Origin of the sequence: Streptomyces liliiviolaceus, from assembly GCF_018070025.1 — a bacterium.
In the GTDB taxonomy this organism is placed as follows: Bacteria; Actinomycetota; Actinomycetes; order Streptomycetales; family Streptomycetaceae; genus Streptomyces; species Streptomyces liliiviolaceus.
The window spans coordinates 7,107,319-7,127,860 of the sequence record NZ_JAGPYQ010000001.1; the positions used below are offsets into that span (position 1 = coordinate 7,107,319).

Below are 20,542 nucleotides of genomic sequence, written 5' to 3' on the forward strand. Positions count from 1 at the left end.
TCCCGTGCACACCCCCCACACCCCCATGAGCTCCTCCCGTCGCACCATCCTCGCGATGATCGGAGCAACCCTGGTGGCAGGCCCAGCCCTCACCGGCACCCCCGCGAGCGCCACGAGCGCCGTGAACACCGCCGCCCCCGGCCTCGACGACCCGGCGAAGAAGGAGATCGCCATGAAGCTGGTCTCCAGCGCGGAGAACTCCTCGCTGGACTGGAAGGCGCAGTACCAGTACATCGAGGACATCGGCGACGGCCGCGGCTACACCGCGGGCATCATCGGGTTCTGCTCGGGCACGCACGACATGCTCGACCTGGTCGAGCTGTACACCCAGCGCAAGCCGGGGAACCCGCTGGCCGGTTACCTGCCCGCGCTGCGCCGCGTCGACGGCTCCGACTCGCACGAGGGACTGGACCCCGGTTACCCGGACGCCTGGCGCCGGGCGGCCCAGGACCAGGCGTTCAAGCAGGCCCAGAACGACGAGCGGGACCGCGTCTACTTCAACCCGGCGGTCCAGCGCGGCAAGGCGGACGGCATCGGCACGCTCGGCCAGTTCACGTACTACGACGCCATCGTCATGCACGGCAACGGCGGCGACAGTACGAGCTTCGGCAGCATCCGCAACCGGGCGCTGGGCCGGGCCAAGCCCCCGGCCCAGGGCGGCGACGAGGTCACGTACCTCAACGCCTTCCTCGACGCCCGCGTGTGGGCGATGAAGCAGGAGGAGGCCCACTCGGACACCAGCCGCGTGGACACCGCCCAGCGGGTCTTCCTCCGGAACCGGAACCTGAACCTGAACCCGCCGCTGGACTGGCAGGTCTACGGGGACAGCTTCCACATCGGCTGAGGAGCCCGAGGGACCTGAGGAACCGGGCCGGTGGCCGTTCGCTCGTGCACCGTCAGCGAGCGGTCACCGGTTCAGGACCCGCACTCGTCCCCGCCCCCGAAGCCGAACCCGGCCCCGGCTCCATCGGCGCCGTCACCTCGTCGCACTCCCGGCTCCCGCCCAGGTGGTTGAAGACCAGGTTCAGGGCCACGGCCGCCACGCATCCGGTCGAGATCCCCGAGTCCAGGATGATCTTCGCGGTCTCCGGGAACGCGTGGTAGAACTCCGGCGCGGTGATCGGGATGATGCCGACGGCCAGCGAGACGGCCACGATCAGAACGTTGTTGTCCTTCTCCAGGCCCGCCTTGACGAGGGTCTGGATACCGCTCGCGGCGACCGAGCCGAACAGCACCACGCCCGCCCCGCCGAGCACGGGCCGCGGGACCACGGCTATCAGCGACGCGGCCATGGGGCACAGGCCCATCAGGACGAGGAACCCGCCGCCGGTGGCGACGACGTACCGGCTGCGGATGCGGGTCATCGCGACCAGCCCGATGTTCTGGGCGAAGGCGCTGCACATGAAGCCGTTGAACAGCGGGCTGACGGCCGAGCCCAGGGTGTCGGCGCGCAGACCCGCCGCGATGGTCCTCTCATCGGCGGGCCGGCCGACTATCTCCCCCAACGCCAGCATGTCCGCGGTCGATTCGGTCATCGAGACGACCATCACCACGCACAGCGAGACGATCGCCGCGAGCTGGAACTGCGGGGCTCCGAAGTGGAACGGCGTCGGGAAGCCGACGACCGCCGCGTCGGCCACCGGCGCGAAGTCGGTGACACCGAACGGGATCGCGACGAGCGTGCCGGCGACCAGGCCGAGCAGTACGGCGATCTGCTTGACGAAGCCACGGGTGAAGCGGCGCAGCAGCAGGACGATGAGAAGGGTCGCGCCCGCCAGGCCCAGGTTGGTGGTCGAGCCGTAGTCGTGCGCGGCCGGATCGGGTCCCTGGGCCCAGCCGAAGGCGACCGGCATCAGGGATATGCCGATGAGGGTGATGACCGTGCCGGTGACCACGGGCGGGAAGAAGCGGACCGCCTTGCTGAAGAACGGGGCGGCGAGGAAGCCCAGGACACCCGCCACGACGACCGCGCCGAAGATGACCGGCAGGGCATCGCGTTTGTCGTCGGTGGAGTTGACGACCGCGATCATCGGGGCGACTCCGGCGAAGGTGACGCCGTTGACGAAGGGCAGCCGGGCGCCGATCTTCCAGATGCCGAGGGTCTGCAGGAAGGTGGCGAGTCCCGCGGTGAACAGACAGGCGCCGGTGAGGAAGGTCAGTTCGGTCGCGGTCAGGCCCACGGCCGCGCCGACGATCAGGGGTGGGGCGACCACTCCCGCGTACATGGCGGCCACGTGCTGCAGGCCGCTGGTCGCCATCTTCAGGGCGGGGAGTTTCTCGTCGACCGGGTGTTTCTCCGGGCCAGTTGCGCTTACGTCCGTACTGCTGGGCAGGTGCTGGGCAGCCACGGCGGCTCCTCCGGTCGGGTACACGTCGGCGTTGACGTGGGTGTCAGGGAGGTCTTTTTTCGGGCGGGACTTTCGGGCAGGACTTTCTGGCGGGACGGCGCCCGTCACGGAGGGGGCGTGGCGGGGGCAGGAGGACGGAAGGACACCGTTCCGGGGCGCGGGCAGTTCGTGCGCGCGCCCCGGAGACGGTCGCCGCGGACCCCGTTCGGGTCGGCGGCCACCGGCCGAGGGCCGTCCCCCTCGGCCGGAGATCTTGGCGGGGAGGCTTCCGATGGAACAGAGCCGTCGGAAGCCCTCCGGGTCAGGCCTGCGCGGCGATCCGCGCGAGGCGCCGGGCCTCGTCCCGTGTGGAGCGGGCGATGGCGTCCTCGTCGACGTGCAGCAGCCGGCCGTTCTCGACGATCTGTTCACCGTTCACGAAGGAGGCGGTGACCGGTGCCGCGGCGCCGAGGACGAGTGCGGTGACCGGGTCGGCGATGGACGCGTGGGCCAGGGTGTCCAGCTTCCACAGCACCAGGTCGGCGAGCTTGCCCGGCTCCAGGGAGCCGATCTCCGGTGCGCGGCCCAGGACTTGGGCGCCACCGTACGTACCGAGGCGCAGTGCCTGACGGGCGTTCAGGGCGGCCTCGCGGTGGGCGCCGAGGCGGTTGATGAGCAGCGCGTTGCGCAGTTCGGTGTGCAGTTCGCCGGATTCGTTGGACGCCGTGCCGTCGACGCCGAGGCCGACGGGGACGCCGGCCGCGAGCATGTCGGGCACCCGCGCGATCCCGGCCGCCAGCCGGGCGTTGGAGGAGGGGCAGTGGGCCACTCCTGTCTTCGTACGGGCGAAGGCGGCGATGTCGGAGTCGTTCATGTGGACGCAGTGGGCCATCCACACGTCGTCGCCGAGCCAGCCGGTCGACTCGAAGTAGTCGGTCGGGCCCATGCCGAACAGTTCCTTGCAGAACTGCTCCTCCTCGACCGTCTCCGAGCCGTGGGTGTGCAGCCGTACGCCTTTGCGGCGGGCCAACTCGGCGCCCTGGCGCATGAGTTCGGTCGACACGGAGAAGGGCGAGCAGGGTGCGACGGCCACCTGGGTCATGGCGCCGAAGGACGCGTCGTGGTGTTCGTCGACGGTCGCCTCGGTGGCGGCGAGAGCGCCTTCGAGGGTCTCGACGGCGAAGTCCGGCGGCAGTCCGCCGTCCTTCTCGCTGCGGTCCATGGACCCGCGGGCCAGGGTGAAGCGGACGCCCGTCTCGCGTGCGGCACGGATGATCGAACCGGACAGGTCGCCCGAGCCCTTGGGGAACACGTAGTGGTGGTCCATGGCGGTGGTGACTCCGCCGCGGGCCATCATGCCGAGGGAGCCCTGGGCCGCCGCGTACGTCATGCGCTCGTCGATGCGCGCCCAGGTCGGGTAGAGGGCGACGAGCCAGTCGAAGAGGTTGTGGTCCGTGGCGAGGCCGCGGGTGATCCACTGGTAGAAGTGGTGGTGGGTGTTGACCAGGCCCGGGGTGACGAGGTGGCCGGTCGCGTCGATCCGGCGTACGACGTTCTCCAGCCCTTCGGGGGCCTTGCCCGCGCCGAGCGACTCGATGCGGTCGCCCGCGAGGACCAGGTGGCCCGACGTGTACTCGGTGTCGTCGGCGTCCACGGTCGCGATCGAACAGTTCTCGATGACGATCCGCCGGTCTGCTGCCATGGTTCGTCCTTCTGCCGTGCCGAAAAGGGGTGCTGGTAGGGGGAGTTGCTCACCGGGGCGGATGCGTCAGAGAGTGCTGAGGTCCACCGGGATGAGCGCCTCGCAGCCGTCCCGCAGGATCGTCGCCTCGATCAGGCCGTACGGCCGGTCGGCGGCGAAGTACACCTCGTTGTCGTTCTTGAGGCCGAACGGCTCCAGGTCGACGAGGAAGTGGTGCTTGTTCGGCAGGGAGAAGCGGACCTCGTCGATCTCGTCGCGGTTCTCGATGATCCGCGCGCCCATCTGGTACAGGGTCTGCTGCAGCGACAGGGAGTACGTCTGCGCGAAGGCCTGGAGCATGTGCCCGCGCACCTGTGCGTAGGACTCCTCCCAGTCGGGCATCGGCTGCTCGTCGTCGGTCCACTCGAACCGCCAGCGCCCGGACACCTCGGTGGCGAGGATACGGTCGTACGCCTCTTTCAGCGTCGTGTACTCGTCCTTGACGTACCCCCAGAATTCGGAGTTCGTCGAGTTCAGTACGACCAGGTCCTTGAGGCCGGATATGACCTGCCACGACGAGCCGTCGTACGTGATCTGCGTGACGCGGGTCTCCTGGTTCTTGCGGGCGAAGGAGTGCCCGCCCTCCTCGGCGCCGGCGGACGGCGAGTCCGCCGGCGAGGTGCCGATCCGCTCCCAGGAGTACTCCTCTATACGGATCCGGGCGGTCTTGATCGGCTCCTGCGAGGTCACGAAGTGCCGGGCGAGGTGGATGCCGAACTGCTCGGCGGACTCGATGCCGTGCTCCTTGGCGAAGGCGTACACCGTGTTCTTGGTGGTGTCCGTCGGCAGGACGTTCGCGTTGGAGCCCGAGTAGTGGACCTCCTCCATGTCACCGCTGAGGGCGACGGAGACGTTCAGGTCCTTGATGTGGTGGGTGGCGCCGTCGCGGGTGATCCTGACGACGCGGTTCTCGGCCTTGCCGTACTGGTTCTGCGCCAGGACAGCCGGACGGGCGGAACGGGGCTGGGTGGTCATGTCTGCTAGCTCCCTCGGTAAACGGAGTAGCCGAACGGGTTGAGCAGCAGCGGTACGTGATAGTGCTCCCCCGGGCTGACGGCGAAGGTGATCGCCACCTCGGGGAAGAACACCGGTGCGGCACCGCTGTCCCGGTTCGCGGGGGCGTCCTGCTGCGCCTCGGCCTGGTTCTTCACGGGCTTGTTCCCGGGCTCGCTCTCGGGCTCGCTCGCGGGCTTGTGCTCGAAGTACTCCTCGACGGCGAAGTCGAGGCGTACGTGTGTGGTGCCCTCCGGCAGGGCCGGCAGGTCCTTGCACCGGCCGTCCGCGTCGGTCGCGGAGCCACCGAGCGCCTGCCACCGGGCGTCACGACCGCCACGGGCCGCGAGACGGACGGCGACCCGCGCGGCGGGACGGCCGACGCTGGTGTCCAGGATGTGCGTGGACACGGAAGCGACGGCGGCGACGGCAGCGGTGGTCTCGGTGGTCATGCGGAGGCGTCCTCTTCGACGAGTGGGGCGAGCCGGATGCGGTTGATCCTGCCCAGTTCGGTGCGCACGATCTCGCGCTCCTGTGCGGGCGTGTTGCCGATGCGCTCCTTGAGCGCGTCACGCATCTGTTCGCCGGTGAGGCCGGTCGCGCAGATCAGGAAGACATGGCCGAACCTCTCCTGGTACTCCAGGTTCAGTTCGAGCATCTCCGCCTTGAGTTCGTCGGAGGCGCCGGCCATTCCGCGCTGTTCGCGGGAGGAGGTCGGGTCGCCCGGCTTCGGGCGGCCGATCGGCGGGTGGCCGGCCATCGCCTCCGCCAGGTCGGCGTCGGTCAGGTCGGCCATGGCGGCGTCGCTCTGGGCGAAGAGGTCGTCCCCGGTGGCGTACGGGCGGCCGGTGAGCAGCGTGTGCGCCCAGGCCGTCGAGGCGCACAGCTCGTGGAGGGCGGCGCGGGCCGCGGGTTCCTCCAGGGTGTTGAACCGGGCGAGGCCGCCGGGTGTCGTCGTACTCGAAGTACTCGAAGTCACGGGAAGCCTCCGTGGCCTTGTGCTGGACGGGCTGCGGTCAGCTAACGCCCTCGGAAACACCACGTCAACACTTTGTTGAAAAAACCAGGTAACGATGACGGCCTCCGCCCGGGCGCCCCGATCCCGGGCCGACCACCGTTCTCCCTGCTCAGGCGTCCCGCCCAGGTTCCCTGCTCAGACGTCCCGCTCAGGCGTCCTTCTCGCGGTTGAGGTAGTTGTAGACGGTGAACCGTGAGACGCCGAGCGCGCCCGCGACGGTTTCCACGCCGTGCCGTACGGAGAAGGCTCCGCGCGCCTCAAGTATCCGTACGACCTCCTGCTTGGCCTTGCGGTCCAGTTCGGCCAGCGGCCTGCCGCGCTTGCGCTCCAGGGCGGCCAGGATGTGGTCCAGCGAGTCGGCGAGCTGCGGCAGGCGGACGGCCACGACGTCCACGCCCTCCCAGGAGAGCACCACGTCGTCGGGCCCCGCCTGGTCGGCGGGGAGCATCTCGGCACCCATGGCGTCGACCAGCGGCTTGACGGCCGACACGAAGGGGTCGTCCGCGGACCGGGTCACCGGCCCTCCTCCCCGATCACGTTGAGCTGCAGCGAGACCCGGGTGGCACCCGCGTCCAGGGCCTTGCGCAGCAGCGCGTCGACCGCGGTGAGCACCGAGTCCGCCCCGCCCTCGGCGGTGTTGCCGAACGGGCCGACGTCGACAGAGTCCAGTTCGGCCGCCTCGATGACCTCGCGGGCGACCACCGCGTGCGGCGGCGCCTCGTCGAGGTCGAAGGGTTCGGTGGTGAACTCCACTCGCAATCGCACTGTGCCCCCATGGCATCGCTCGGGTCCGTGTCTGCGACGGCCCAGGCCCGGCCGACCAGAAGGCGACCCTAGCCCACCCGGAATCCATCTCCCGGCCGCCGAACGGCACCCGGGCCGCACCACGGACGCGCGCGCTTTTCCCGTCGGGCCCCCTTGACAAGGTTCCTCCACGAAGGCAGCCTTTCCATGAAGCAGAAAAGAACTTCCGCAATACGGAACTACCGATACGGGCCCGGCCACCGGGACCTACTCGTCACGGAAGGGAGCGCCGACCCCCATGCCCGGTTTCTCGATGGATGCGGCCGCAGAGCAGCGCTTCAACGTCAACCTGTCGATCCTCTTCACCGAGCTGCCGCTCCTGGAGCGCCCCGCGGCCGCCGCCGCGGCGGGCTTCACCGCGGTCGAGCTCTGGTGGCCCTGGACCGACACCCCCACCCCCGATCGCGCGGAGCTCGACGCGCTGAAGAAGGCGATCGAGGACGCGGGCGTCCAGCTCACGGGCCTCAACTTCTACGCCGGGCAGCTGCCGGGCCCGGACCGGGGCGCGCTGTCGATCCCGGGCGGGGAGTCCGAGCGGTTCCGCGCGAACATCGACGTGGCCGCGGAGTTCGCGCGGTCGCTGGGCTGCACGGCTCTCAACGCCCTGTACGGCAACCGCGTCGAGGGCGTCGACCCGGCCGAGCAGGACGAACTCGCCCTGGAGAACCTCGTACTGGCGGCCCGCGCGGCCGACCGCGTCGGCGCGGTCCTGCTGATCGAGACGCTCAACAAGCCGGAGTCGCCGCTCTATCCGCTGGTGAGCGCCGAGGCCGGGATCGCCGTCGTCGACAGGGTGAACGAGGCGACGGGGCTGGGCAACGCCCGCTTCCTGATGGACCTCTACCACCTGTCCATGAACGGCGAGGACCTGCCGTCGGTGATCGAGCGGTACGCCGCCAGGACCGGCCATGTCCAGATCGCCGACAACCCGGGACGCGGCGCACCCGGCACCGGCTCGCTCCCGCTGGCCGAACTGCTCGGCCTGCTGCGCAAGCAGGGGTACGAGGGCTGGGTCGGCCTGGAGTACAAGCCGGGTGACCGGCCGAGCGCCGACTCCTTCGACTGGCTCCCCCGCGGGGCCCGCGCCGCCCGCGTCACCCGATGAGCGGCAAGTCACCGACACAGCAGGGCAGTTGACGCGGCACAGCAGTTGACACAGCAGAGCAGTTGACGCAGCACAGTGTGCAGAGAGGCACCCTCACCATGAGCAATCTCGCCGACAGTTCCCACGCGTCCCGTCCGACGATCGCCTGGATCGGCCTCGGCATCATGGGCTCCCCCATGTCGGAGAACCTGATCAAGGCCGGCTACGACGTCACCGGGTTCACCCTGGAGCAGGACAAGCTGGAGCGGCTGACCGCGGCGGGCGGCACCGCGGCGGCCTCGATAGCCGAGGCCGTACGGGACGCCGACGTCGTGATCACGATGGTGCCCGCCTCCCCGCAGGTCGAGGCCATCGCGTACGGGCCCGACGGCATCCTGGAGAACGCGCGGTCCGGGGCCCTCCTCATCGACATGTCCTCCATCACCCCGCGGACCTCCGTGGACCTCGCCGAGGCGGCCGGGACCAAGGGCATCCGGGTCCTGGACGCCCCGGTCTCCGGCGGCGAGGCGGGCGCGGTCGAGGCCGTGCTGTCCATCATGGTCGGCGGCGAGCAGGCCGACTTCGACCAGGCCGAGCCGATCTTCGAGGCGCTGGGCAGGACCATCGTGCTGTGCGGTCCGCACGGCTCCGGCCAGACCGTGAAGGCCGCGAACCAGCTGATCGTCGCCGTGAACATCCAGGCGTGCGCCGAGGCCGTGGTCTTCCTGGAGAAGTCGGGTGTCGACCTGAAGGCGGCCCTGGACGTGCTGAACGGCGGCCTCGCCGGGTCGACCGTTCTGACCCGCAAGAAGGACAACTTCCTGAACCGCGACTTCAAGCCGGGGTTCCGGATCGACCTGCACCACAAGGACATGGGCATCGTCACGGACGCCGCCCGCACGGTCGGTGCCGCGCTGCCCGTCGGCGCCGTGGTCGCCCAGCTCGTCGCGTCCCTGCGCGCCCAGGGCGACGGCGGCCTGGACCACTCCGCGCTGCTGCGCGCGGTGGAGCGCCTCTCCGGCGAGCGGGTCTGACCGCCCGCCCCCACAGACCCGGGCGGCGCCGGCGCTGACACCTGTCCTGTCGCGCCCAAGCGGCGGCGCCGCCCGGTACCAACAACTCATGAGCTGCGCCTGGGGTCTGACGGGAGGTCAGGCACCGGGCGCACCGCCCGCGAGGACCGTGGACCCGGATGAGGGGTAGTCCACGCGACGAGCGGGCAGGGCGAGGGCCGCGGCGGTGTGCACGCCAGTGCGGTGGTGAAGGTCCCGGGTCCCCTTCTCGACATGAGGGAAGGGAAGCCCGGAACCGTCGCACCGCCGCGGTCCCGGCCGAGAACCGAGGACCGGCCGAGAGCACAAGGCCGGCTGAGAGCCCCGACGACGAAGAGCGCCGGGTACGGAGAGTCCCGTACCCGGCGCTCTTCGTCGTCCGTACGCCGGTGGGCGTACAGCGGTGGGCGTACGCCCGCTACGGAACCCTCAAATCAACCTCTGAACATGCCCCTTGAGGCTTCAACTCACCGTGCGGTTGGGCACATTCTCAGCACATGGGGCCCGCCGGCACGGGGGCGGCGGGCCCCCTACGGAGTACACCGCGGGCTGGTCCTGAAACGGGGGTGGGACGCATGGGCAGCCGGTTGAGGTGTCGGCACGAGCCGTTCGCGGCGCTGTCGCGGAGCGGGCCGCCTGCCGCGGTGACGGTCGCCCCGCTCGGGGCGAGGCACGGGGGAAAGCACGGGGGCGCCGGGTTCGGCTCGGGTCGCGGCGGGGGCGGCCGGGGCTGAGCACGGCGCGAGGCCCCGTCCTGACGACTCAGGACGGGGCCTCGGCTTGTCGGAGAGAGCTTGCCGGGAAGGGCTTGTCGGGGCGGGCTTGTCGGGGCGGGTCAGACCTTCAGGGTTCTGACCTTCAGGTTCAGACCTTCAGGGTTTTGATGGACGTGGGCGCGTGACCCGGCTCGGTGGCGATCTCCTCGAACTCCACGACGTTGCTTATGTCGTTGGTCGTCGACATCGAGATGTTGGTGACACGTTCCAGGATCGCCTCGACGACCACCGGCACCTGGAACTCGGCGGCCAGCTTCTTCGCCTGCTCGAAGGCGGCGCCCAGCTCGCCCGGGTCGGTCACCCGGATCGCCTTGCAGCCGAGCCCCTCGACGACCTTGACGTGGTCGACCCCGTACACACCCAGCTCGGGCGAGTTGATGTTCTCAAACTCCAGGTTGACCTGGAAGTCGATGTCGAACCCGCGCTGCGCCTGCCGGATGAGGCCCAGGTAGGCGTTGTTCACCAGCACATGGACGTACGGGATACGGTGCTGGGCCCCGACGGCCAGCTCCTCGATCATGAACTGGAAGTCGTAGTCGCCGGAGAGCGCGACCACCTGTGCGCCGGGATCGGCCTTGGCGACGCCGAGCGCGGCAGGGACGGTCCAGCCGAGGGGGCCCGCCTGACCGCAGTTGATCCAGTGCCGGGGCCGGTAGACGTGCAGCATCTGCGCGCCGGCGATCTGGGAGAGGCCGATGGTGGTGACGTACCGCGTCTCGGGGCCGAAGGCCTTGTTCATCTCCTCGTAGACGCGCTGCGGCTTGATGGGGATGTCGTCGAAGTGCGTACGCCGCTGGAGGGACGCCTTCTTCTCCTGGGCGGCCTCGGCCCACCCGGACCGGTCCGGCAGCCCGCCCTCGGCCTTCAACTCCCGTGCCACCGCCACGAACAGCTCCAGCGCGGCCTTCGCGTCGGACGCGATGCCGAAGTCCGGGGCGAAGATCTTGCCGATCTGGGTGGGTTCGATGTCGACGTGCACGAACGTCCGTCCGGCCGTGTAGACGTCGAGTTTGCCGGTGTGGCGGTTGGCCCAGCGGTTGCCGATGCCGAGGACGAAGTCGGACTCCAGGAAGGTGGCGTTGCCGTAGCGGTGCGAGGTCTGGAGGCCCACCATGCCGGCGTTCAGCTCGTGGTCGTCGGGGAGGATGCCCCAGCCCATGAGGGTGGGGACGACCGGAACTCCGGTCAACTCCGCGAACTCCACGAGCAGTTCGCAGGCGTCGGCGTTGATGATGCCGCCGCCCGCGACGATCAGCGGCCGCTCGGACTCGTTCAGCAGCGCGATCGCCTTCTCGACCTGGGCACGGGTCGCCGCGGGCCGGTAGACCGGCAGCGGCTCGTACGTCTCCGGGTCGAACTCGATCTCGGTGAGCTGGACGTCGATGGGCAGGTCGATGAGGACCGGGCCCGGACGGGCCGAGCGCATCAGATGGAAGGCCTGCTGGAAGACGCCCGGGACCTGGGCGGCCTCCAGCACGGTGACCGCCATCTTGGCGACCGGCCTGGCGATCGACGCGATGTCGACGGCCTGGAAGTCCTCCTTGTGGATCACGGCGGTCGGGGCCTGGCCCGTGACGCACAGGATCGGGATGGAGTCGCCGGTCGCGGAGTACAGACCGGTGATCATGTCGGTGCCGGCGGGTCCTGACGTCCCGATGCAGACGCCGATGTTGCCGGGCGCGGTGCGGGTGTAGCCCTCCGCCATGTGGGCGGCACCCTCGACATGGCGGGCCAGGGTGTGGCCGATGCCGCCGGAGGCCTTGAGCGCCGCGTAGAAGGGGTTGATCGCCGCGCCCGGGACACCGAACGCGTCGGTGACGCCCTCGCGCTTGAGGATTTCGACTGCCGCGCGGGCAGCGGTCATACGGGCCATTGCGTACTCCTGCTTCGGCTGCCGGATTCGGGCTCCCGTCGCGCCCCGCGGAGAGCTTCAAATTCCGTATTACGGAAACTAACTTCTACTATCTGGAAGCAATGTAGGTGGGCGGCCGGAGGGCGTCAAGGGCGCGAGGCAGGCCCGCGTGCGCGGTCAATCACGGGGCGTCCGATCGATTCCCTGCCGGAGGACGACGTTCCGGAGGACGATGGAGAAGCAGCTCCCCTGCGGTTCGGTGTCACGTGTTCTGGAGAGAGTCATGGCCGAGAGCGTGCCGGTGACATGTCCGGCCTGTCGGCGCGAGCATGTCTATGCGGCGCCGACGTACCCGTGCGCGTGCGGTGCGCCGGTCACTCCCGCGCTGGACTCGGGGGCGGCCCCCGAGTCCATCACCCACCACACCTGGGACGAGGGCTGGGTGACGATCCCCTGCGGCACCTGCGGACGCGCGGACCAGTGGCCCCGACCGGAACTCGGCTGCCCGTGCGGGACGGTGCTGCGGGTACCGGTGGCGGGGTCCGGGCCGGCCACCACCGGCCTCGCCCACGCCGACCCCGCTGGCCCCGACCCCGACCCCGACCCCGACCCCGACCCCGACCCCGACGGGACGGGACTCGACGGAGCCGACGCGTGTACGGGGTTCGCCGACGAGGCACGTGCCTCCGGCGCGGAGGACCCGGACGGCTCGGACGGACCCATCCAGCCGGGTGACCCGGGCAGCCCGGATGGCGAGGGCAGCGAGGGTGGCCAGGGCAGCGAGGGTTCCGGCAGTGGCGTGCCCCCGGAAGCCGCGCCCGGAGGGGCGGCGCGGGGGCCGGGCGGGAAGCCGCGGGCACGCCCCCAGCGGCTGCCCGCCGCCGTCTCGCTTCCCCTCCCCCGTACGGAACCGGCACCCCGCCCCGCGTTCCAGCCGGTGACCATCCGGACGGCCCGGGACGCGGTGACCGCCGCCGCGCTGTATCTGCGCTGGCTCGGGTACCGGGACATACGGCGGGCCGACCAGCGGCCACCCTCCGGCATAGGGCTCGCGGCCCGCGGGATGGTCGCCCTGGTCGACCCGACCGTGCGCCCGGCCTCCCTGCGGGACGTGGAGTGCCTGTGGCTGACGGCGATGACGGAGTCGTCCGGCTGCGTCTACTTCTCGCTGGCCGGTTACGAGAAGGACGCCCGCGCCCGCGCCGACTCGCTGGGCGTCCCCCTGTTCGTACTGGACCTCACCGGCACCCCGCAGCCGGCGAACAGCCTCGCCGACGACCTCGTCGCGACCGGCGCGTGATCGCACCAACTCGCCGAAGCAGTCGCATACTTGACCCCATGACCGTCAGAGCGGCCACTTCCGCCGACCTCCCGCTGCTCCAGGACATCGAACGTGCCGCGGGCGAGCCCTTCCGTATCTTCGGCATGCCGGAGATCGCCGACGACGAGCCGCCCGCGCTCGACGTCCTGGAGCGTTTCCGCAAGGCGGGCCACGCCTGGGTCGCCGAGGACGCCACGGGCCGGCTCGTCGCGTACCTGATCGGTGAGCCCCTGGACGGCGCCTTCCACATCGAGCAGGTCTCCGTCCACCCGGACGCCGCGCACCAGGGCGTGGGCCGGACCCTGATCGCGTACGCCGCCGAGCGCGCGCTGGAGCAGGGGCTGACCGGACTCACGCTCACCACCTTCGCCGAGGTCCCCTGGAACGCGCCCTACTACGAGCGGCTCGGCTTCCGTGTCCTGCCGGACGCCGACCTCACCCCGGGGCTGCGGAGAGTCCTCGCCGGGGAGGCCGAGCAGGGCCTCGACCGCCGCCCCCGGGTGTGCATGTATCTGCCGATGGAGCAGCCGGGGCGGCACGCCTAGAGGTGCCGCCCCGTCCCGAGTGCGGACACCCCCTAGGACGTGCGGTGGTGGATGTCGAAGCCCTCGTCCATGTCCGGGGCGTCGGGCGGGCCCGGGAGCCTCCTGGATCCCGGGGACCGGGCCGCCACCACGTCCGCCGTCGGTCCGGTGGCGAGCTGTGCCTGTAACCGCAGGTGGCGGAACTCGAACCCCGCCCCCGACTGGCGCAGCACGCCCCGCTGGTGTGCCTCGTCCAGGAACGCCATCAGCCGCCACGGCAGTTGACCGGTCGCCGCCAGCCAGCTGCGCGCGACCAGGAAACGGCCCCAGGCGCTCAACGCCAGCGCCGCCGTGCCCAGCGGCAGCCACAGTTGCGTACCCAGGTGCACCAGGCCGCCCCAGTCGCCGGGCGTCGCCACGACGGGCACACAGACGAGGGCCACGAGCAGGGCGACCATCCCGCCCCGGGTCAGGGACGCGGTCCGGTCGGTGCGCAGCGAGAGACCGGGGCTCGCCGCGCGCATCAGGTCCGAGGGCACACTGAGCGCGCGGTAGACCCCGCACACACAGCCGCCCACCACTCCGATCAGCAGGCCCGAGACCAGGATCTGGGGCAGATCGCGGGCCACCACGCCCGCCGCGGGTCCCTGGGTCAGCCAGTCCCGGCCCGCGTCCGGCAGGACCGACCGCAGGTTCGTCGGATGGACCGCCGTCGTGCCGGGGCCGGCGCCCGGGGTGATGAGCGCGACGACGTCACCGTGCCGCGATTCGAAGACCGTCCGCCGTGACACGAAGTCCACGCAGCGGCGCCCGGGCAGCAGGGGCATCGTGCAGTTCGGCGGCCGGGTCCTCCCGGCGAAGGCCACCGGGCGGGCGCCGTCCCCGGGCAGCAGCAGACCGCCCCGCAGGGTCCGTTCCGTGACGGCGCTGCGCACTCCGGCCCGTTCGGAGAAGTACCAGCCGTCGATCTCCCGGTCCCTCAGGTCCGCCGCCGTGCGGGACTTGAGCGCGGTCACGCCCACCGCCGCGAACCCGCCCGCCGTGCAGGAGGCGACCCCGATCAGCATCGCCGCGGCGGTGCCCCGGACCGCGCCCGTCACGAACCGGCGGGCGATCCGCCCGGCACGCGGGGTGTGCGCCCCGTCCTGGCCGCCCCGGTTCGTCGCGCTCGCCATCAGGGCGGTGCCCGCCGCCGCGCAGGTGGTGCCGAGCAGCACGGTCCACGGGTTGCCTTCCCGGCCCAGCAGGGCCACGCCCGCCGTGACGGTTCCGGCCGCCGCCAGCCCAGCCCCGCCCAGCCGGGCCGCCACCCGGCTCATGGCCCCGCTCCAGGGCAGCCCGAGCGGGATCGGCCGGCGGGAGAGCCCCGCGATGCCGAGGAACAGGGTGAACAGCTGCGAGAACAGGAATCCGCCGAGCAGATCCGGCATCCAGCCGTCGCTGACCCCGCCGAAGCGGAACCCGAAGCGCAGATCGTCGAAGTACGCGTACCCCGCCCACATCAGCGCGCTCACCCCGGTGGTGACCAGCGCCTGCCGTCGCCGGAAGCCGCGGTCAGGACCAGGTGTCCCCGGTCGTCCCCGCCGCCCGGACGGCAGCAGGTAGCGGACCCCGAACGCGAACCCCAGGGTCTGGCCGACGAGCAGGGCGACCAGGGACAGCACGTCCTCAAGTCCGGCCAGGTCGTCGACCGCGCGGGCCAGGGTGACCGGCAGCAGGAACAAGGACAGCACGGCGAGGGCCAGCAGGCCCGGCGCGTACAGGGCGAGGGTCCGCGGCACCAGCGACTCCAGCTCCCACCAGGCCAGCCGGCCCGTGCCACGGCGGTGCAGCCCGCGGGCCAGCACGGTGAGCCGGCGGGTGGCGTCGGCGGCGGCCCGCGGCCCGGCGTCCGCGAACGCGGCCGGTACGAACGCCTCCAGGAGGTGCCCCTCGACCGCCGCCACCGTGGGGAAGCGCCGTGGGTCGAGCAGCGGCGCGGGGTCGCGGGAGGTGTCGCCGTAGACGGTGCGGGCCAGGGCGACCATCAGCGGTGTGGTGAGTGCCTGGGCCAGCGGCAGGTCGGGCCGCTCCGCCAGTTTCCGCAGCACCGGCGTCCACACGGTGTGCGGGACGCCGTCCGCCGTCACGCGCAACGGCCGCGCCGAACGCTCCAGATGCACCCCGGCCCGTACGAGGTCCAGGGGCCGCAGCTCCACCACCTCGGCCCCGGTGAGTACGTCGCCCTCCTCCACCGCGGCGGCCCAGGCGTCGCCGCGGCTGGTCAGCAGCAAGGGTGCGCCCGGATCGAGTTCGGCGTTGATCCGGCGTACGGCCGTCGCGCGGGCGGCGCGGGGCAGTTCGTCGAAGCCGTCGAGGACCGGTGCCACCAGGCCCATGTCGACCAGGACGCGGGCCAGGGTGCGCCGGTCGTCGGCCTGCGCGGCCAGCGGCCGGTAGTCGGCGGCGAGCCGGACCGCGAGCCAGTCGCGCAGCGACGCGCGCAGGGGGTCCCACGAGGCGAGCGGGAAGATCACCGGGACCGGTCCGCCCTCCTCGCGGGCCGCGAGGCGGTCGAGGACGTACCGCATGGCCAGCACGCTCTTGCCCGATCCGGGCTCGCCCAGGACCACGACGCGCGGGCCCGGCGGTGCGGCGGCCGGATCCGGGGCGGCCGGATCGGGGGTGCCCGGCTGCGGGGTGCCCGGATCCGGGGTGCCCGGGGTGACGCCGCCCGCGCGGGGGCGGGGCAGCACCGTGCCGGGCGGGATGTTGTACGGATGGTCGGCCAGGCGGCGGTCCGCGAGGGTCCAGTCCACCTCCAGCGGCGCGGGGTCCTGGAGGCGCCGCAGCCGTGCCTCGGCGGCCCACTGCTCCCGTACGGCCTCCGCGAGCGCCTCGACGGCCCGGCGCCGGTGAGCGCCGTCGCCGTCCGGGCGCGCGGTGGTGTCGCCGCGCAGTACGTCGGCCATCAGCGCGGCGACCGACATGAAGGCGCCGAGGGCCGTCAGCAGGACGCCGGCGGTGGCGGAGTCCTGCCACCAGAAGCGCAGGATCGCGGCCAGTGCCGCGAGTGCCACCGCGCATACGGCGAACCACATGCGTCTGCGCGCCTGCGCACTGTGCAGTCCGACTCGCATCCCCACCGCTCCCCCACCGCTGCCCCGCCGAACGTCGCGGTCGCGCGACCGCCGGAGTGACCCGTTTTAGTCCTCATCGCGTCGGCGAATTGGCTGTTCGAGACACGTGTGAGTGAGCGCGTGGGGGTGTTCGGGGGGCGGGTAGGAGCGTGGGGCACCGTCCGGTGCAGGGGTCAGGGGCATAGGCGGTGGGCATGGGCGGCGGCCCCGGCCCCTCTCCCAGGGGTGGGGGCGTTGGGGGTGGGGGTGTTGTGGGCGGGGTGTTGCGGGTGCGGGTTCGCTGTGGCTGGTCGCGCAGTTCCCCGCGCCCCTCAGGGGGCAGGGGGCTGCGTGGGTTTGTGCGTGCGGGAGCGTCGTGGCTGGTCGCGCCGTTCCTCGCGCCCCTTAGGGGGTGGGGGCTGCGTGGGTTTGTGCGTGCGGGAGCGTCGTGGTTGCTCGCGCCGTTCCTCGCGCCCCTTACGGGGCTAGTCCTGAGGGGTGTACTGCTCGCGGAGTTCGATCTTGCGTACCTTTCCCGAGACCGTCATCGGGAACGCGTCCATGATGCGCAGGCGGGTGGGTGCCTTGTAGTGGGCCAGGCGGTTCTCGCAGAAGGCGCGCAGTTCCGCCAGGGTCGGCGGATCGGCGGGGTCGCGTGGGATGACGCAGGCCAGTACCTCCTCGCCGTACCGCTCGTGCGCCACGCCGACCACCTGTACGTCGGCGATCTTCGGGTGCGCGTACAGGAACTCCTCGATCTCGCGCGGGTAGATGTTCTCGCCGCCCCGGATGATCATGTCCTTGATCCGGCCGACGATCTGTACGTATCCGTCGTCGAGCATCACCGCCAGGTCCCCGGTGTGCATCCAGCGCCCCGCGTCGACGGCCTCGGCGGTCTCCTCGGGCTCCTCCCAGTAACCGAGCATCACGCTGTAGCCCCGGGTGCACAGCTCGCCCGCGGAGCCCCGCGGCAGTGTCACGCCGGTCGCCGGGTCGACCACCTTGACCTCGATGTGCGGCAGGACGCGCCCGACCGTGCCGGTGCGGTGCTCCAGGTCGTCGTCCCGGCGCGTCTGGAGGGACACGGGCGAGGTCTCGGTCATGCCGTAGCAGATGGAGACCTCCGCCATGTGCATCTCGGAGACCACCCGTTTCATCACCTCCACCGGACAGGGCGAGCCCGCCATGATGCCGGTCCGCAGGGAGGAGAGGTCGTACTGCGCGAACTCCGGGAGGTTCAGCTCCGCGATGAACATCGTCGGTACGCCGTACAGCGAGGTGCAGTACTCCTCCTGCACCGCCCGGAGCGTCGCCGCGGGCTCGAAGGACGGCGCCGGAATGACGATGCACGCGCCGTGCGAGGTGGCCGCGAGGTTGCCCATCACCATGCCGAAGCAGTGATAGAAGGGCACCGGCACGCAGATACGGTCCCGTTCGGTGTAGGCGATCGACTCCCCCACGAAATAGCCGTTGTTGAGGATGTTGTGGTGGGAGAGGGTCGCGCCCTTGGGGAACCCGGTCGTGCCCGAGGTGTACTGGATGTTGATCGGGTCGTCGCAGGACAACTCCCGTGCGAGGAGGGGGAGTTGTTCATGGAGTTCCGGGGTGGCGCGGTCGAGCAGCGCGTCCCAGGTCGGGTCCCCGATGTACACGGTTTCCCGCAACTCCGGGCACGCGCCGCGCACTTGGCCGACCATCGCCCGGTAGTCGCTCGTCTTGTGGCTGAGCGAGGCGAACAGCAGTGAGATGCCCGCCTGCTTGAGGACGTACTCGACCTCGTGGGTGCGGTAGGCGGGGTTGATGTTCACCATGACCGCGCCGATGCGGGCGGTGGCGTACTGGACGAGCATCCATTCGGGGCAGTTGACCGCCCAGATGCCCACCCGGTCGCCCTTGGCCACGCCGCTCGCGAGCAGCGCGCACGCCAGCCGGTCGACGTCCGCGGCGAACCGGGCGTACGTCCAGCGCCGTCCCGAGGGCAGGTCGACGAGCACCTCGCGGTCCGGCCAACGGCTCACCGCCCGTTCGAGGTCGGCCCCGATCGTGTCCCCGAGCAGTCCGGTGCCGCTCACCCCGTGCGCGTACGACAGCTGCGTGGGCGTCCGTTCGGTCGTCGGGGCAGTCATCGGGGCGGTCGTCGGATCGGTCATCGGAAGTCCTCCTCGCGGTACTCGGCGTCGGAACCCGCCGCCGTGGCCTCGCGCAGCTCGATGCGCCGGATCTTCCCGGACACCGTCTTGGGCAGCTCGCCGAACTCCAGCCTGCGGATGCGCTTGTACGGGGCGAGGACCGTGCGCGAGTGCTCGAAGAGCACCTTCGCGGTGTCGGGGCCCGGCTCCCAGCCCTCCGCCGGCACGATGTACGCCTTGGGGACCGCGAGCCGCAGGTCGTCCGGCGCGGGCACGACGGCGGCCTCGGCGACGGCCTCGTGCTCCAGGAGCGCGCTCTCCAGCTCGAAGGGGCTGATCTTGTAGTCACTTGCCTTGAAAACGTCGTCCGACCGTCCCACATAAGTGACATAGCCGTCGGCGTCGCGCGAGCCGACGTCACCGGTGCGGTAGTAGCCGTCCGCCATCGCCTCGGCCGTGCGGTCGGGGTCGCCGTGGTAGCCGGTCATGACGCCCACCGGCCGCACGGACAGGTCGAGTGCGATCTCGCCCTCGGCCGCGCCCGGGGCGCCGGTCACCGGGTCGAGCAGTTCGACGCGGTAGCCGGGGCTCGGCCGTCCCATCGACCCCGTCTTCAGTGTCTGACCTGGGCTGTTGGACACCTGGACGGCCGTCTCGGTCTGCCCGAAGCCGTCCCTGATCGTGACGCCCCAGGCCCTGCGCACCTGCTCGATGACCTCGGGGTTGAGCGGTTCACCGGCGGCGACGACCTCGCGCGGGGGCGTCCGCAGCCGGCTCAGGTCGGCCTGGATGAGCATGCGCCACACGGTGGGCGGCGCGCAGAACGTCGTCACCCCGACCCGCTCGATCTCCGCCATCAGCCGGCCCGGGTCGAAGCGCGTGTAGTTGTGGATGAAGACGGTCGCCTCCGCGTTCCAGGGGGCGAAGAGGTTCGACCAGGCGTGCTTGGCCCAGCCGGGCGAGGCGATGTTCAGATGCACGTCACCGGGCTTGAGGCCGATCCAGTACATGGTCGCGAGGTGGCCGACCGGGTACGAGACATGGGTGTGCTCGACGAGTTTGGGGCGGGCGGTGGTGCCCGACGTGAAGTACAGCATCAGAGGGTCGTCGGCCCGGGTGGGGCCGTCCGGCGTGAACGGCTCGAAGGCGCGCGCATGGACCTCGTCGTAGGCGTGCCAGCCCGCACGTCCAGCACCGTGGGCTCCCACCGCCTCCACAGCCCCGACCGCTCCCACCGCGATACGTGTGTAGTCGCCGGGCACCTCGTCGAACTTGGCCGTGTCCTCGGCGCGCACGACGACGTGCCGGACACGGCCCCGTTCGACCCGGTCGCGCAGGTCGGCCGGGCCCAGCAGCGGGGTGGCGGGGATGACCACGGCACGCAGTTTCATCGCGGCCAGCGCGGTCTCCCACAGCTCGGCCTGGTTGCCGAGCATGACCAGGATGCGGTCACCGGCGCGGACCCCCAGCTCGCGCAGCCAGCCGGCGGCCCGGTCGGAGCGCATGGACAGCTCGGCGAAGGACAGCTCGATCTCGCAGCCGTCCTCCTCGACGATGTGCAGCGCGGTCCGGTAGTTGCCGGCCGCGATGACGTCGAACCAGTCGAGTGCCCAGTTGAAGTACTCGGGACGGGGCCAGGAGAAACCCTCGTAGGCCGTGCTGTAGTCCTCGCGGTGCGCCAGCAGGAAGTCCCGCGCCGCGCGGAAGCTCTCCGTGGGCTCCGTGGGCGTGGAGTGGGCCGGCGTCGTCGGCGGCGTCGTCATCAGTCCTCCTCGGTCCCGGACCATTGCCGGGTGGCTCTCCCCCATCGTGTAATCCGTGAT

15 protein-coding genes and 1 pseudogene are annotated in these 20,542 nt (G+C 71.3%); 5 read left to right on the top strand and 11 right to left on the bottom strand.

The window, feature by feature from the left end; genetic code table 11:
* The first annotated feature begins 4 nt into the window (after nt 1-4).
* On the top strand, nt 5-844 hold the full coding sequence (locus J8N05_RS30400; RefSeq protein ID WP_384280948.1) for a chitosanase: 840 nt from the start codon (nt 5-7) through the stop codon (nt 842-844).
* Nucleotides 845-896: 52 nt separating this feature from the next.
* On the opposite strand, the gene J8N05_RS30405 is transcribed toward J8N05_RS30400, so the two are convergent.
* From J8N05_RS30405 to J8N05_RS30435, 7 genes are all read right to left on the bottom strand, one after another.
* The gene (locus J8N05_RS30405; RefSeq protein ID WP_210890496.1) at nt 897-2,258 is read right to left on the bottom strand and encodes a nucleobase:cation symporter-2 family protein; all 1,362 of its coding nucleotides are present in this window, start codon (nt 2,256-2,258) and stop codon (nt 897-899) included.
* Nucleotides 2,259-2,649: 391 nt separating this feature from the next.
* Nucleotides 2,650-4,029, bottom strand: a complete 1,380-nt coding sequence (locus J8N05_RS30410; protein WP_210888593.1) for an 8-oxoguanine deaminase — start codon at nt 4,027-4,029, stop codon at nt 2,650-2,652.
* A 66-nt stretch (nt 4,030-4,095) separates the two neighbouring features.
* Complete coding sequence (gene pucL, locus J8N05_RS30415) at nt 4,096-5,043, bottom strand: factor-independent urate hydroxylase (RefSeq protein WP_210888595.1); 948 nt, start codon at nt 5,041-5,043, stop codon at nt 4,096-4,098.
* A gap of 5 nt (nt 5,044-5,048) precedes the next feature.
* Nucleotides 5,049-5,513, bottom strand: a complete 465-nt coding sequence (locus J8N05_RS30420; RefSeq protein WP_210888596.1) for a hydroxyisourate hydrolase — start codon at nt 5,511-5,513, stop codon at nt 5,049-5,051.
* On the bottom strand, nt 5,510-6,040 hold the full coding sequence (gene uraD / locus J8N05_RS30425) for a 2-oxo-4-hydroxy-4-carboxy-5-ureidoimidazoline decarboxylase (protein WP_210888598.1): 531 nt from the start codon (nt 6,038-6,040) through the stop codon (nt 5,510-5,512). Before uraD ends, J8N05_RS30420 begins: the two co-directional genes overlap by 4 nt.
* 187 nt (nt 6,041-6,227) lie before the next feature.
* Nucleotides 6,228-6,539: a helix-turn-helix domain-containing protein gene (locus J8N05_RS30430; protein WP_210890497.1), complete on the bottom strand. Its 312-nt coding sequence runs from the start codon at nt 6,537-6,539 to the stop codon at nt 6,228-6,230.
* A 53-nt stretch (nt 6,540-6,592) separates the two neighbouring features.
* Nucleotides 6,593-6,844, bottom strand: a complete 252-nt coding sequence (locus J8N05_RS30435; RefSeq protein ID WP_210888600.1) for a hypothetical protein — start codon at nt 6,842-6,844, stop codon at nt 6,593-6,595.
* A 277-nt stretch (nt 6,845-7,121) separates the two neighbouring features.
* Between J8N05_RS30435 and J8N05_RS30440 the strand changes: the two genes are divergently transcribed.
* Both J8N05_RS30440 and J8N05_RS30445 read left to right on the top strand, forming a co-directional pair.
* A complete protein-coding gene (locus J8N05_RS30440) occupies nt 7,122-7,988 on the top strand; it encodes a TIM barrel protein (RefSeq protein WP_210888602.1) in 867 nt (288 codons plus the stop codon).
* Between the two features lie 98 nt (nt 7,989-8,086).
* A complete protein-coding gene (locus J8N05_RS30445; RefSeq protein WP_210888604.1) occupies nt 8,087-9,001 on the top strand; it encodes a 2-hydroxy-3-oxopropionate reductase in 915 nt (304 codons plus the stop codon).
* Between the two features lie 882 nt (nt 9,002-9,883).
* On the opposite strand, the gene gcl is transcribed toward J8N05_RS30445, so the two are convergent.
* A complete protein-coding gene (gcl, locus tag J8N05_RS30450) occupies nt 9,884-11,668 on the bottom strand; it encodes a glyoxylate carboligase (protein WP_210888606.1) in 1,785 nt (594 codons plus the stop codon).
* An 895-nt stretch (nt 11,669-12,563) separates the two neighbouring features.
* Between gcl and J8N05_RS48210 the strand changes: the two are divergent.
* Nucleotides 12,564-12,947 (top strand): annotated as a pseudogene (locus J8N05_RS48210) (hypothetical protein); the annotation flags it as partial.
* Between the two features lie 38 nt (nt 12,948-12,985).
* Nucleotides 12,986-13,513, top strand: coding sequence for a GNAT family N-acetyltransferase (locus tag J8N05_RS30460; protein WP_247706562.1), 528 nt, complete (start codon nt 12,986-12,988; stop codon nt 13,511-13,513).
* Nucleotides 13,514-13,545: 32 nt separating this feature from the next.
* Here J8N05_RS30460 and J8N05_RS30465 read toward each other — a convergent pair whose 3' ends face one another.
* The 3 genes from J8N05_RS30465 to J8N05_RS30475 all read right to left on the bottom strand — a co-directional run bounded on the left by J8N05_RS30465 (nt 13,546) and on the right by J8N05_RS30475 (nt 20,482).
* Nucleotides 13,546-16,611 carry an NACHT domain-containing protein gene (locus J8N05_RS30465; RefSeq protein ID WP_210888610.1) on the bottom strand — a complete coding sequence of 1,022 codons (3,066 nt, stop codon included), beginning with the start codon at nt 16,609-16,611 and terminating at the stop codon, nt 13,546-13,548.
* A 464-nt stretch (nt 16,612-17,075) separates the two neighbouring features.
* On the bottom strand, nt 17,076-18,716 hold the full coding sequence (locus J8N05_RS30470) for an AMP-binding protein (RefSeq protein WP_210890499.1): 1,641 nt from the start codon (nt 18,714-18,716) through the stop codon (nt 17,076-17,078).
* Between the two features lie 20 nt (nt 18,717-18,736).
* Nucleotides 18,737-20,482, bottom strand: coding sequence for an AMP-binding protein (locus tag J8N05_RS30475; protein ID WP_210888612.1), 1,746 nt, complete (start codon nt 20,480-20,482; stop codon nt 18,737-18,739).
* Between the last annotated feature and the right edge of the window lie 60 nt (nt 20,483-20,542).